This is a genomic window from Clostridium ihumii AP5, assembly GCF_000612845.1.
GTDB classification, from domain to species: Bacteria; Bacillota; Clostridia; order Clostridiales; family Clostridiaceae; genus Clostridium_J; species Clostridium_J ihumii.
This window is the reverse complement of sequence record NZ_CCAT010000046.1, coordinates 1-13,852: the sequence shown is the minus strand read 5'-3', so window position 1 is coordinate 13,852 and position 13,852 is coordinate 1. Positions and strand designations below refer to the sequence as shown.

The 13,852-nt window shown below is 27.4% G+C and carries 10 protein-coding genes; 4 read left to right on the top strand and 6 right to left on the bottom strand.

The features are described 5' to 3' along the window. Position 1 precedes the first annotated feature (1 nt). From BN346_RS09180 to BN346_RS09165, 5 genes are all read right to left on the bottom strand, one after another. Entirely contained in the window at positions 2-1,420 is a 1,419-nt protein-coding gene (locus BN346_RS09180; RefSeq protein WP_040328100.1) for a class I SAM-dependent DNA methyltransferase, read from the bottom strand. A gap of 2 nt (positions 1,421-1,422) precedes the next feature. Next, positions 1,423-4,698: a type I restriction-modification system endonuclease gene (gene hsdR / locus BN346_RS09175; protein WP_040328099.1), complete on the bottom strand. Its 3,276-nt coding sequence runs from the start codon at positions 4,696-4,698 to the stop codon at positions 1,423-1,425. A 90-nt stretch (positions 4,699-4,788) separates the two neighbouring features. Then, the gene (locus BN346_RS21610; RefSeq protein ID WP_158644471.1) at positions 4,789-4,929 is read right to left on the bottom strand and encodes a hypothetical protein; all 141 of its coding nucleotides are present in this window, start codon (positions 4,927-4,929) and stop codon (positions 4,789-4,791) included. 10 nt (positions 4,930-4,939) lie between these two features. Further along, positions 4,940-5,722 carry a hypothetical protein gene (locus tag BN346_RS09170; RefSeq protein ID WP_040328097.1) on the bottom strand — a complete coding sequence of 261 codons (783 nt, stop codon included), beginning with the start codon at positions 5,720-5,722 and terminating at the stop codon, positions 4,940-4,942. 25 nt (positions 5,723-5,747) lie between these two features. Beyond that, a complete protein-coding gene (locus BN346_RS09165; RefSeq protein WP_040328095.1) occupies positions 5,748-5,984 on the bottom strand; it encodes a DUF1653 domain-containing protein in 237 nt (78 codons plus the stop codon). A 618-nt stretch (positions 5,985-6,602) separates the two neighbouring features. Between BN346_RS09165 and BN346_RS09160 the strand changes: the two genes are divergently transcribed. The 3 genes from BN346_RS09160 to BN346_RS09150 all read left to right on the top strand — a co-directional run bounded on the left by BN346_RS09160 (position 6,603) and on the right by BN346_RS09150 (position 10,125). After that, positions 6,603-7,313, top strand: a complete 711-nt coding sequence (locus BN346_RS09160; RefSeq protein WP_040328093.1) for a Fic family protein — start codon at positions 6,603-6,605, stop codon at positions 7,311-7,313. Positions 7,314-8,313: 1,000 nt separating this feature from the next. Then, positions 8,314-9,342, top strand: coding sequence for a hypothetical protein (locus BN346_RS09155; protein WP_040328091.1), 1,029 nt, complete (start codon positions 8,314-8,316; stop codon positions 9,340-9,342). Positions 9,343-9,369: 27 nt separating this feature from the next. After that, the gene (locus BN346_RS09150; protein WP_040328090.1) at positions 9,370-10,125 is read left to right on the top strand and encodes a hypothetical protein; all 756 of its coding nucleotides are present in this window, start codon (positions 9,370-9,372) and stop codon (positions 10,123-10,125) included. Between the two features lie 45 nt (positions 10,126-10,170). Here the strand turns inward: BN346_RS09150 and BN346_RS09145 are convergent, their stop codons facing one another. Then, positions 10,171-11,727: an ABC-F family ATP-binding cassette domain-containing protein gene (locus tag BN346_RS09145; protein WP_040328088.1), complete on the bottom strand. Its 1,557-nt coding sequence runs from the start codon at positions 11,725-11,727 to the stop codon at positions 10,171-10,173. Positions 11,728-12,329: 602 nt separating this feature from the next. Between BN346_RS09145 and BN346_RS09140 the strand changes: the two genes are divergently transcribed. Beyond that, a complete protein-coding gene (locus BN346_RS09140) occupies positions 12,330-13,508 on the top strand; it encodes a class I SAM-dependent rRNA methyltransferase (protein ID WP_040328087.1) in 1,179 nt (392 codons plus the stop codon). Positions 13,509-13,852 lie beyond the last annotated feature (344 nt).

The window sequence follows — 13,852 nt, the reverse complement described above, 5'->3', positions numbered from 1 at the left end:
ATTATTCCTCACTTTCTAACGCTCTTAACTCTTTAATTACGCTCATAAGTAGGTCTGTTGCTTCCTCCAATTTTGATACTGCTTCTTCTGCACTTTCTATTGGATCTGGTAAATCTTCATAATCAAGAATTGAATCATCCTTTATAAGTCCTAAATCTAAGTTATCATTCTTCTCTCTAATTTGCTCTTTAGTAAACTTATTCCATCGTTCATCTTCAACTTTTTCTCTATCTTCTGCCATATAAGCTTTAATAAATTCATCAAAGTGAGATTCTTTTAATGCATTTCCTTTATTAAAGTTTTTCATATTAGTTCTTAAATCATAGAACCATACATCTTTAGTATTTCCTTTATCTTCAGTTCCTCTTGTAAAGAATAGTACATTTGTCTTAACTCCTTGAGCATAGAAGATACCTGTTGGAAGTCTTAGTATTGTGTGAAGGTTGCATTTATCCATTAAGTCTTCTCTTATTTTAGTTCCATCACCTTCTTGGAATAAAACATTATCAGGAAGAACTACTGCTGCTCTTGCTTTTCCATCTGCTTTTAAACTTCTATAGATATGTTGAAGGAAATTTAATTGTTTATTTGAAGTCATGAAAGTTAAGTCATCTCTTGTTGCTCTTTCTCCACCTTTCTTAGTTCCAAATGGAGGATTTGAAAGCACTACATCTAAGTCTTTCATTTGCTTTCCTACATTAGTTAGTGTATCTCCCAGGATGATATTTCCTTCAATGTCATGAAGCATTGCATTCATAAGTGCTAATCTATGAGTTTCATGAACTAATTCACATCCAGAAAAAGCTTCTGTTCTTTGGAACTCTGCCAAATTTGTATCTAAATCAAAATAGTTATCAGTTTTTTCTTTTAAATAATGGTCTGCTGCAATCATAAATCCAAATGTTCCTGCTGCTGGGTCATTACATTTTTCACCTGGTTTAGGGTCTATTAATTTAACCATCATATCAATAAGAACTCTTGGAGTAAAGTATTGTCCTGCCCCTGATTTTTTTTCTGATGCATTTTTTTCTAAAAGTCCTTCATAAAGGTTACCTAGTCCTTCTTCTTTAGCAGAGTACCAGTCTAGTCCATCTATTGTTGTTATTATCTTTTCTAAGTTCTTTGGTTCTTCTATGTTTGTAGCTGAACCTTGATATATTTGTTGTACTATTCCTGTAGATTTTTCGCCTAAATGATTTAATAAATCCTTGTAGAATGTTTTAAGTTCAATTCCACTTTTTGATTTTAAATCATCCCATTTATACCCTTCTGGCAATTTACTTTCTGCTCCAGTTTCTTTTGCCATTTTTAAAAATAGGATATATGTTAACTCAGTTACATATTGATGATAGGTTATTCCATCATCTCTTAGTACATTGCAAAGGTTCCAAAGTTTACTTACTATCTCTTGTGTATTCATCTTTAGCTAATCTCCTTATTTTCAAACATGTATGTTTTTAGTTTTGTTATTATTTCTTCAAGGTTTCCATTGAATAATTTTTCATTTAACCTGTTAAATCCACCGCCTTGAGTTTTAAATGCGCCAGTATCAAGTGTTTCTTTATCTAGTACTACTTCTTTTAGCATTACCTTTTCTATTCTATTAATCCAATTTTCTTGAGGCTTAGTTAAATAGTATTCTTTCTTAATTCTTGTAACAGCTCTTTTAACTCTCTCCTCATTAGATTCTAATGGACTACCTAAAGCTTGTTGCCTAATAAATGCAATTATGTCTGCAACTATTTCTTCATGGGTCAAATCTTTCCAAGCTGTTTTAAGGTATTCTTCACTAAAACCATCATTGTCTAATAGTACTTTTAATTGCTTTAAACTGTCTTTAGTTAAATCTTGTGGTCTAGTACAAACAATTTCTAAAGCTTGAATTGTATTTTTATGTTCTTCAATGTAAGTTCTGAATTCATCCAAGTAATCTTCAGGTTTTTTACCTTTTCCATAACCTCTAGTGTGTGATAGAAGTTTATCTTCTGTATCAGATATTATTATTATCTCATCACTACTATACTTTTCATCAAGATACTCAATAAGTGCATTATTATTTATTATTTCATTAACCGCAATATCTGTATGGCTGTCTCTTAATTCTTTGATAAATTCTTCAGGTGTTTTATCCTTACAAAGGCTCTTAAATATTAACTTTTCATTTTCATCTATTAATTTTTTCTTTCTTTGAAGCTTTGCAATAACCTTTTTAACTGTAGCTTCTTTTTCTTCTTCACTATCAGCTCTTTCTAGTGTTTCCTTTAGTACCTTAAAGCTTGCACCTTTACTTGCTGCAACTGGCTTCATATTTGTTACATCTTCCAAAGCTTCATAAAGTCTTACACAGTCAAATATCTCAAAGTGATTTTTATTTATCGCATCACAAAGACGAGTTGCTCTTCCTAACATTTGCTCGTACAGAATTCTCGATTTTACTCTTCTTAAGAATACTATTTTATCAATCTTAGGCACATCTATTCCAGTAGATAGTAAATCTACTGTAACAACTACATTAGGATATCTTTCATTTTTAAACCTTTTGATAGCTAAGTCTGGATCTTTAATTGAACCAGTTATTTTTAGAATAGAATCATCATCGACTCCACCTATAGTATCTCTAAATATCTCTTTTAATAATCTAACTATCATATCAGCATGAGCATCACTAGCTGCAAATATCAATGTCTTTCCTTCATCATTTTCAGGATCAATATACTTTGAAACTTCTTCTAATGCTACTTTTGTATGAGATTCAATAATTACCTTTTTATTAAACTGATCCACTTCAAAATTAACATCATCTTCAAGTTCAGCACCATTAATAAGTTCCCCTGTATACTTATTAATCTTTGCTACCTTATCACCTTTATTATAGTGAATCCCATCCTTTGTAAGTTCAGTTTCTATTATATGTGGAGGTTCATGGTCTACAAGATATCCATCAATAACAGCATTTCTATAACTATAGCCTTTACCATCATTATTAACAGGTTCACCAAATATCATAGTTGTATGAAGTGCAGGAGTTGCTGTTAAGGCAACCTTAAATGCATCAAAATACTCTATTACTTTCTTGTATTTACTTAAGAAATCTCTATTATCTCTCCATTCAACTTCAGTATCAGTCATTTCTTTATCTAATGTGTAACCCCTGTGTGCTTCATCTATAATTACACAATCATAATCTCCAACTGATGGCACATTAATTTCCTCTTCGTTATACATTATTCTCTTAACCATTGCTTGTACAGTTGCTACGTGAATTTTAGTTTCTTTATCTATTAGTTTTTCATCTAATCCATTTATGTTATAAAGTTGATTCAATGTTTTTAAATCTTCAATCTTAACTTCCTTAAATGTATCCATAGCTTGGTCACCTAAAGATGTTCTATCAACTAAAAAGAGGATTCTTCTATACCTATTAGTCTTAAGCAATCTATAAATCAAACCTAATACAGTTCTTGTTTTACCTGTACCAGTTGCCATAGTAATTAAAGCTGACTTTTTTCCATCAATAATGGCTTTTTCTACTGCTTTAATTGCATCAACTTGATAATATCTAAGTCCGATACTATTTTCACTTTGTAAAAATTCAAAACTCATATCATCTAATGATTTATTGGAAATCATAATATCTTCATTAATCATAGATTCAAGTTTTTCTGGTGAATACCATCCTTGAAGTACTTTTTCATTATTTTTAGAATTTCTACAATCTAAGAAGTGAACACCACTTTTGTCTTCTATTTCTCTTATGTATTTTCTACCATTAGAAGTAAATAAAAATGGAACCTTATACCCATTCCATTCAGAAACAACATAATCATTATGTTCTTCTTTAACTCCTTTAGCGTAAGTCTTAGATTCAACCATAGTTCCTGCAACATCTTTTGAATATTTTTTAGCTTCAATAAATCCAACAAGCTTTTCTCCAATAAATAAAGCATAATCTACTGATCCATTTCCTTTTTCATCAGAGTATGTTGGCCATTCTGATATAGCTAAATTTTTTCCTTTAGTTGGTCTTGTACCTTTGGAATATCTAAGATTAGTAGTGTCAGCTTCCCATCCTGCTGATTGTAACTGTGAATCTATAATTCTTCTAGTTTCAGCTTCACTTAATTCTATATGTCTACTAGCCTTCTTACCTTGAATCTTACGTTCTTCTAATTGTTTTTTGTCTTTTTCTTCTGCTTTCAATTTCTCAAGCTCGGCTTCTAAAGCTTTTAGCTTTTCATCATATTCTTTTGCTATATCATTAACGTTTTCACCATATTCATTATCTATTGGCATTTCAAAAGGCTTTGGTTCAAAACTCCAATCACCATATGTTTGCATAAACCAAACAGCTAATTTATATGTTAATTCTAATTGTATCTTTGCTTTTTCTATATCCTCATATCCATTATGAGCTGCATTATTTCTTTTTACCCTTAACATATGAAGAATACTATCTATATCTTCTGGAATTAAATCTTCTTTTTTAAGTAGTTTAATTCTATTATTATGATTATTATCATGAGCTATTAGTGTTTCATCAACCTCTTCCATTGATACCATGTACTTAACTAAGATCTCCCCAAACATACCACACTTAATAAATGTAGTGTTGGAATCTATATAAAGATTTCTTTCCGCTAATTTCCCTAAATTTTCAAGTATTGGCCATCTCTCTTTCAAAAAAGTAAAATTACTCATTCTTCATCACATCCAATTAAATATATTAATTAACTTAACTACATTATATATGAATTAACACCACTTATTCTATAAATGGTGTTAATAAATTTATGCATTAATATTATAAGCCTCTATTTTCCGTTTTGGTTCTTTATTCACATAGGCACTTTTTCCCATTAATATATTACATGTTTCTTTTTGTTTACATGTAAGTTTTACTTTAACTCTCACTATTAAAGACTTTTTCATAGTATTCCTCCTATATTTCTTTAAATAAATCAGGAACATATTCATATAATTGAGTAGAAAAGTTATTCACTGAATTTGTTATTATTTTCTCATTCTTACCACTTATATCAATTTTCTGCCTACTATCGATTGCTAAAATAGCAACAACCTCGTCTTTAGTTTTAAATATTGGACATGTTAAACTAAACTTTAAGTCATTAGTTTTATTTATTTGTGAATGACTTAAGTTGTACATACTAGTATTAGTATTTTCTAAGTCACAATCATAGTATATGCATTTATCTTTAAAAGTTCTGCCTACTAATCCTACAGGATTAGGGGCAACTTCAAATTTTAATTTACTAGTTACATCATCATTGGCAAAACCAGTAATATTCTTTATAATAAATTCAACTGGATAGTCTATTCTACAAATTTTTTTAAACTTTTCTTTTAAAGTTTCTTTTCTTTTAACAAAAATGCGTACATTTAATTCTAAATGTTCCTTATCTAATTCACTTGACAACGCACTTGTTAATATTTCCTTACACTGTTTTAACAAATTATCACGTTGTTTAGTTAAATTTTTTTCATTAATATTAGATTTAATTCCTTTCAAAGTTACAATTAAAAATGTAGCGATTATATTTAAAAATAAACATATTTCTTTAATAAAATTAATATTAACTTTATTACCAATATATTCATTTTCTTTGAGGTAGTTCAATATGTTATATGACTTTCCAAGATAAGCTAAAATAGTTGGAACTAATGCAAATATAATGGCATTAAGTATTACTTTTATTTTTTTCATATGTTGCATCTCCATTCTTATTCAATTATCTTCGGCCATATAATTCAAATCGATATTCTTGTTTTGAATTAGGATATTTTTCCTTATCAACTTTACTAATAAACATTTCATATGGTCTAACAAACATTTCGTATGGTTCATATAAAGCCTGATAAGAAACCATAATTTCCTCAGTTTCAGTATGCTTAACTATATCATGAATATAATATAAATTTCCTTTAAAATGCATATATGGTCTTTTGGTTTCAATAATTCTCTCCATAGTATCCCCCTTATTATGTACATTTATATACATAATAACATTTTTATCACTAATTTTACATATTTTATTATATGATTATTTTAATATTTAAGTAAATTGTTGTTAATCAAAAACAATAAATTACTAATAGTTGAATATGTCTATTACTATGTCTTCATAGATTTCACCATACAATCCCTTTTTTATTGATTATATATTATCAAATGTATTAATTAAAATGGAAAGTTAAAATTATTATAAAAGTATAAAGGCAATATATAATTTTTTATAATGAAAAATTTAAATAAGTTATTCATTGAAAATTGATTTAGAAAGTCTTCACAGATTAACGGTTTAAATTTCTTCATTATGGAGTATTCTAATTATTTATAAAACTAATGTAAAAAAGCACTAATCTAGAAAAAGATTAGTGATAATTTTATATTAAATTATTTTAGTTGTCTATTCTTCACAGTTCCAGATGTATGTTACTATGTGTTTATAGAATTCAAGGTTAAATATTATGATTTATGATTAGGTGAAAAGTTAAATTTTCTACTTTGACACTATATTTTTAATAGAGTAAAATCTATTTATATGTAATATTAAAGTAGTTACAATGTAACATGGAGGTTTATTATGGAGAATAAAAATTATAATCAGTTTTTAGATGTATTAATTAAAACTAAGAATTTGAAAAATTCATTATATACAGTATTGAAACATGATTTTTTATATCATTCCAACAAGATAGAAGGAAGTACGTTCACTACTGAGGCATTAGCTTTATTGCTAGATAAAAATGTAGTAGAAGGAAAACATACTTTAGATGATGTTCAAGAAACAGTGAATTCAAGTTATTGTTTTGATAGAATAATTGATTCATTAGGTGAGAAAATAGATGATAGATTTTTAAAAGACCTTCATGCAAGACTTATGTTTAACACTACTTCTCATAGTATGGGATATGCAGGAATTTATAAAACAATTCCTAATATGATTATTGGAACTAATGCTAAGATTTCACAACCTTTTGAAGTGCAGTCTAAATTAGATGAGCTTTTAGAATGGTATTATAACTTAAATAAAATAACTTTAAATGAAATATCAGAATTTCATATTAGATTTGAGCTAATACATCCATTCCAAGATGGAAATGGAAGGATAGGTCGATTTTTAATGTTGAAACAAATGATTGAGAATAAATTACCTATTAAAATTATTTCATGGGATACTGAAGATTTATATAGAAAATCTTTAAGTAAATGTACCTCTAATGAATATATTCAATTAACGAAATATCTTGAGAGTTTACCTGATTTCATGGAAACAAATAGTCATTTATATTAATACAAAACTTAATAAAGAACAAGTTATTGAATTAAAAAATAATTTGTATTTAATTCAATAACTTGTATTAGATATAAAAGAAAAAGCACTAATCGAAAAAAGATTAGTGCTAATTTTTATATTAAATTATTTTATTTGTTCATTCTTAGTATCTTTATGACAAGCTTGAAATTAAAAAAAATTAATCAAGATTGTACTTAATTATAAAAGAGTTCTTACTCTTTACAGATATGCTCTCAACTCTATCTAACCACTCTTCTTTTGTTAATTCAATATCTAATGAGCTTTGTAGTTTATTTTTTAATTTACTTATTTTTTTATTTATGTCTCTAATATGCTTTTTTTATTAAATAAAATGGATTTAATACTAGAAATATCTAATTCTATTTTGTAATATAGATGTTTTATTTCCTCTTTTATTCCTTTTTTAAGTTTCAGCAACTTCATTTTCTGCCATAGCAAAGAACATTTGTAATAAGATGGTATAACTTGGATTATTACACCTATATTAAACACATTACTTTGAATATATTAGGCTTCATTCGTTCCTCATTCGCCTATTGTAGCTGTCGCTCCAAATAAGATTTCTATAATAATAGGTAACATTGATGACCTTCTTATATACTTCTATATAGCTAGGTAACATAAGTTACCTATTAACAAAAAAAGAAGAGGATTTTCTTCCCCTTCAATTAACATCTTATATGGAGTTTCTCATTTTGACAATATAATATCCCTTAAATAATTATAATCATTTATAGACAATTCTCTTTGTGAATATATTTTTGCTAATGATTTCAAATCTTCACTAACTACAGAATTTTTAATCCAATAATTATTATAGGCTTGTCTATCAACTAAAACACTTTCTTATATGTATATTATATATTAATTTAAATTATTTGTTCATTTTAATACCACACTTCACTATTTATATTAATTGTAAATCCACGTAATATATTGTAATATTATAGTATAAATTTGAAAGGATTGAACAAAAATGGAAGTAAAGATTGAAAGTTTAAAAAACTATAATATGTCTAATTGGGAAGCAACACATACATTTGATACTCTTAATACTGGAAATAACAAAGTAAATATTCTGAAATATATTTCTGAATACTTAAATAATAATGGAGAAGAGAATTCAATATTTATATTCAGTGCCTCATTTAAGATTAGTAGTAGCTATAGTCGATACTTTAATACTGGAAATCAGCTAAGTCTTAATAATCTAGATGATTTACAAAACATAACCTATATGGGAAAAATAATACCTTTTGAATATAATGAAGATTTGGCTAACATTCAACATTTATTAGATGAATATAAATCCCTAAATTATATGTTAGATAATTTTAAAAACCATAATATAAAACGTAAAAAATTTGTGTCTCGAGACCTAATTAAATACCTAAAAATGCTTTCGCAAAATACTATGAACCAAGTATTAGAAAATATGTTTGACGATTATAAAGACAAAATTGAAAAATATTATAAAATTCAACAATATCCTAATGAAGAATTTTACACTAAAACTATGCAAAAACTCTCTCAAAAGCATAGTAACATAGATAATAGATATAGAAAATATATCCATACATCTACAGTTACTACTAACAAAACATTTATGAATAATTTTTATAATTTTTCTAGACCTATAATCGGTATCTATGAAAAAACAACTAATACTATTAAAATTATTAATTCTGACCAAATGTTTGAAAAAGGAAAAAACTGCAATGATAACCTTGGATTAATTAGTATTACCAGGAATAGTCCAATTAAAATTACTGTTAATGCAACAGGTATTATGAAGAATATATTTAATTATTTAATATTATCTGAAAATGATACTTTTACTTTAGCTGATAATACTACTTTTAATAACGATGCTGATTTAATTGAAAAAACATTTAACTCTAGCAATTCAAATATAAATAACCTTGCTAAAAAAGTTTTAAATAAAATAAAAGAAGTTACAAAAAGCAGCAAGGTATCAATTCAAAAAATGACTAACGATAATTAAGTTATCTTACTGAAAGGAGATAGTATTTTGGATGGAAAACTTATTTTAAGAAAAGGTACTGAAAAAGAGGTTATTGATAAAGAGTTGCTAAAAGAAAAAATGATAACTAATATTCTATATTTTTTCATTGTAATTTCACCGCTTATACTAACATATTTTATATTTGATTCATGTATAGAAAAAAATAAACTTAACTTATCCAATACAATTTCATTAGGTGCAATATTTGCTACTTTTGGTTCAGCAATTATTTCAAGTGTTATACTTTTCCAATCAGATAAATCAAATAGGATATTATCAAATGTTGATATATTATATTCTGATATTTTACAAGAAGAAAAATGGACAAGATGGCCATTCATAAAAAGATACGATGCTCATACATTATTAGACGGAAAGATTACTTCTAATATTTTAGAAAATCCTTATATTACGTTTAATGTTGGTAGTCATAATATAAACATATCAATTCCTACTACACAAGAAGACTTTTATGATTTACCATCATTTCATATATTTAAACAAATGAAAAAATATAATAACTATTTTAAAACTAATATTATTACTCATACTGATTCCATATCAGATACTCATTTTTCAGATGTTGGAGATTACTATTGGGCTTGGAATTGTCTATATGATATTTGGAAAAACGTTATATTTTTTAAAATAAGCAAACTAATAGTAGCATTAGGTTTTAGTATTATTATATCTAGTTTTATATATTCATTTTCATTTATTCAGATAAATAACTTCATTAATTTAATATTAAAAAGCCACTAGAATAGTGGCTTTTTATTGTATTAACTATAAAATTTTTATACTTCGTTAAACTATTTTAGTTGTCCATTCTTCACAGTTCCAGATGTCTGTTACTATGTCTTCATAGAATTCAGGTTCGTGGCATACCATTAGGATTGTTCCTTTGTATGCTTTTAGTGCTCTTTTTAGTTCATCTTTTGCGTCTACATCTAGGTGGTTTGTAGGCTCGTCAAGGATTAGGATGTTAGTTTCTCTGTTTAGTATTTTACAAAGTCTAACTTTAGCAGCTTCTCCTCCAGATAGAACCATTACTTTACTTTCAATGTGTTTTGTTGTAAGACCACATTTTGCAAGAGCAGCACGCACTTCATATTGAGTGTGGCTAGGGAAGTCTTTCCAAAATTCTTCTATACAAGTGTTGTGGTTTGCATCTTTTATTTCTTGCTCGAAGTAACCTATGTGTTGGTAGTCACCAAGTTCTACATTACCACTTAAAGCTCTTATTTCACCCATTAAGCTTTTTAATAGAGTTGTTTTTCCAAGACCGTTAGCCCCTACAAGAGCAACTTTTTTACCTCTTTCAAGATATAAGTTTAATGGTTTAGAAAGTGGAGAATCATATCCAATTACTAAATCTTTAGTTTCAAATATCATTTTTCCAGCAGCTCTAGCTTCTTTAAAGTTGAATGTTGGTTTTGGTTTTTCTTCTGCAAGTTCTATTCTTTCTATTTTATCTAATTTCTTTTGTCTAGCTTTAGCCATACCAGTTGTAGCAACGTTGGCTTTGTTTCTAGCAACGAAATCTTCAAGTTTTGCAATTTCAGCTTGTTGTCTTTCATAAGCTTGCTCAAGTTGTTTTTTTCTAGCTTCATATATTCTTTGGAAATCATCATAACTTCCAACATATCTATTTAACTTTCTATTATCAACATGATATATAAGGTTGATAACTGAGTTTAAGAATGGAATATCGTGAGATATTAATATAAATGCGTTTTCATAGTTTTGAAGATAACGCTTTAACCATTCTATATGTACTTCATCTAAGTAGTTAGTAGGCTCATCAAGAAGTAGTATGTCTGGATTTTCAAGAAGTAATTTAGCAAGTAGAACTTTAGTTCTTTGTCCACCACTTAAATCAGCAACATCCTTGTCTAATCCAACATCTAAAAGTCCAAGACCTTTTGCAACTTCTTCAACTTTTGCATCTATAACATAAAATCCGTTATTATCTAATAAATCTTGAATTGTACCCATATCCTCAAGAAGCTTTTCAAGTTCTTCAGGTGTAGCATCAGCCATTTTATCAGTTATTTGAAGCATTTCAGCTTCTAAATCAAATAAGTATTTAAATGCACCTCTTAATACATCTCTTATACTTTGTCCTTTTTGAAGTTGGGCATGCTGATCCATATAACCAACTCTTACTCTACTAGACCATTCAATTTTTCCCTCATCAGGCATTAACTTACCTGTAATTATATTCATGAAAGTAGATTTTCCTTCACCGTTAGCGCCTATAAGACCAACGTGTTCACCTTTTAAAAGTCTGAACGAAACATCTTCAAATATAGCTCTATCACCAAATCCGTGATTCATGTTTTTAACCGTAAGTATACTCATAAAATTCCTCCGTATATATATAATTCTATAGGGTTCAAATTAAATTTCAAATTAAATATTTATAAAATAATAATTTCATAATTATAATTTATTATTGCTTTCATATTTTAAACTAATTAGTGGTTAATAATGATGGTGAATATCTCTGAGGATTGAAATCCCCGCTGCAATGTTTTATTTGCAATTCAAATAAAGTTAATGCAATACTTATCCATAAAAAGTTCATTTTGGATAATAAATTCCCCATTATAATATTTCTACTAACCATATTTTAAACAGGAAATAGTACTATTACTTTAAATATTAAAAAGCTGATAATTCATTTTCATTCTTGCTAATTAAGTATATAAATTAAAATATTGGTTTGGAACCCTATATGTATTTGTTTTAAAAAAATATTCAGCTTATAGTTTAAATTATAGTGAGTGTGTATGTCAAAAGAATTTTGTGGCAAAGTTATAAATAATACAGTTTAAGGGTTGTATGCATTTCTAAAAATATCATTGTGTGATATACTACAAAAGCGTATTAAATTAAAGTAAAACTGAGTTAGAAGAGTTTAATATAAATATTAAGAAGTTTAACATTTAGGAGGGTTTAGAATGGCTTGTAAATTTTATTTAGATAAGGGTAGAGGTAAGAGAACACTTAGTGGACACCCATGGGTTTATTCAAATGAAATAGCTGGATATGATGGAGAATACACTAATGGTGATATAGTTGAAGTTTATACATCAGATGAAAAATTTATAGGAAAAGGATATATAAATGATATATCTTTAATTACTATAAGAATTATGACTAGAGATATAAATGAAGAGATAGATAAAGAGCTTTTTAGAAGAAAATTAAAAGCAGCTTGGGAATATAGAAAGAAAGTTATAGATACATCTTCTTGTAGATTTGTATTTGGAGAGGCAGACTTTCTACCAGGAATGGTAATAGATAAATTTGAAGATATATATGTTATTCAATCATTAGCACTAGGAATTGATAAGTACAAAGGAATCATTGTAGACATACTTAAAGAAGAGTATGGTGCTAGAGGTGTTTATGAAAGAAGTGACGCAAACGTAAGATTAAAAGAAGGCATGGAACTTACAAAGGGATTTTTAACAGAGCCATTTGATACTATGATAACAATAGAAGAAAATGGTGTTAAATATAATGTAGACATAGAAAATGGTCAAAAGACAGGATTCTTCTTAGACCAAAAAGAGAATAGAAAAGCAATACATAAAATATGTAAGGATGCAGAAGTTTTAGATGTATTCACACATACAGGTTCATTTGCATTAAATGCAGGAATTGCAGGAGCAAAAAGTGTTTTAGGAATAGACATTTCACAGCACGCAGTTGATTTCTGTAGAAAAAATGCAGAGCTTAATAATCTAGAGGATACAGTAAAATTTGAATGTCATGATGCATTTGAAATTTTAAAGGAATTTAATTATGAAAATAGAGAGTTTGATGTTGTAATACTAGATCCACCAGCATTTACAAAAGCTAGAGAAACTATAAAAAATGCTAAAAAAGGATACAAGAAAATAAACTTTAGAGGAATAAAACTTGTTAAACAAGGCGGATATTTAGTAACTGCATCATGTTCACACTTTATGGATGAAAAATCTTTTAAAGAAGCTATATATGAAGCAGCTAAAGATGCAGGAAGACTTTTAAGACAGGTTGAATTTAAAACTCAAGCACCAGACCACCCAATTTTGTGGACTGATGATGAAGAGTCATACTACTTAAAGTTTCTTATATTCCAAGTTATATAGGAAAGAAAAATCTAAATTTATAATTATGATGAAATTGTGGCAAAATTAAATAGCTATAGGATTAGAAGCATCACCATTAGTATAAGGAAACAAGTCTAAACTTTAAGTTATTCATGTTTTAGTTGAGAATTCTAATTAATTTAATTGGAAATGGAAAATTGAAAATTGAAAGTTAATGTGAAAATTGGACTTCCAATTTTAAAGAATGATTTTTTATTAGATTTGCAGAGCAAATTAGTTGAAAACAATATAAAAACGTAGTTTTTAAGCATTTCTATTTTTAGATATTAAAAGCGAAGTGAGTAATATCAACTATAACTTTTCACTTTTAACTCTTACTTGGT

Coding starts and splice junctions, on each gene's coding strand:
- BN346_RS09180 (WP_040328100.1), bottom strand. CDS start 1,420: ATGAATACACAAGAGATAGTAAGTAAACTTTGGAACCTTTGCAATGTA.
- hsdR (WP_040328099.1), bottom strand. CDS start 4,698: ATGAGTAATTTTACTTTTTTGAAAGAGAGATGGCCAATACTTGAAAAT.
- BN346_RS21610 (WP_158644471.1), bottom strand. CDS start 4,929: ATGAAAAAGTCTTTAATAGTGAGAGTTAAAGTAAAACTTACATGTAAA.
- BN346_RS09170 (WP_040328097.1), bottom strand. CDS start 5,722: ATGAAAAAAATAAAAGTAATACTTAATGCCATTATATTTGCATTAGTT.
- BN346_RS09165 (WP_040328095.1), bottom strand. CDS start 5,984: ATGGAGAGAATTATTGAAACCAAAAGACCATATATGCATTTTAAAGGA.
- BN346_RS09160 (WP_040328093.1), top strand. CDS start 6,603: ATGGAGAATAAAAATTATAATCAGTTTTTAGATGTATTAATTAAAACT.
- BN346_RS09155 (WP_040328091.1), top strand. CDS start 8,314: ATGGAAGTAAAGATTGAAAGTTTAAAAAACTATAATATGTCTAATTGG.
- BN346_RS09145 (WP_040328088.1), bottom strand. CDS start 11,727: ATGAGTATACTTACGGTTAAAAACATGAATCACGGATTTGGTGATAGA.
- BN346_RS09140 (WP_040328087.1), top strand. CDS start 12,330: ATGGCTTGTAAATTTTATTTAGATAAGGGTAGAGGTAAGAGAACACTT.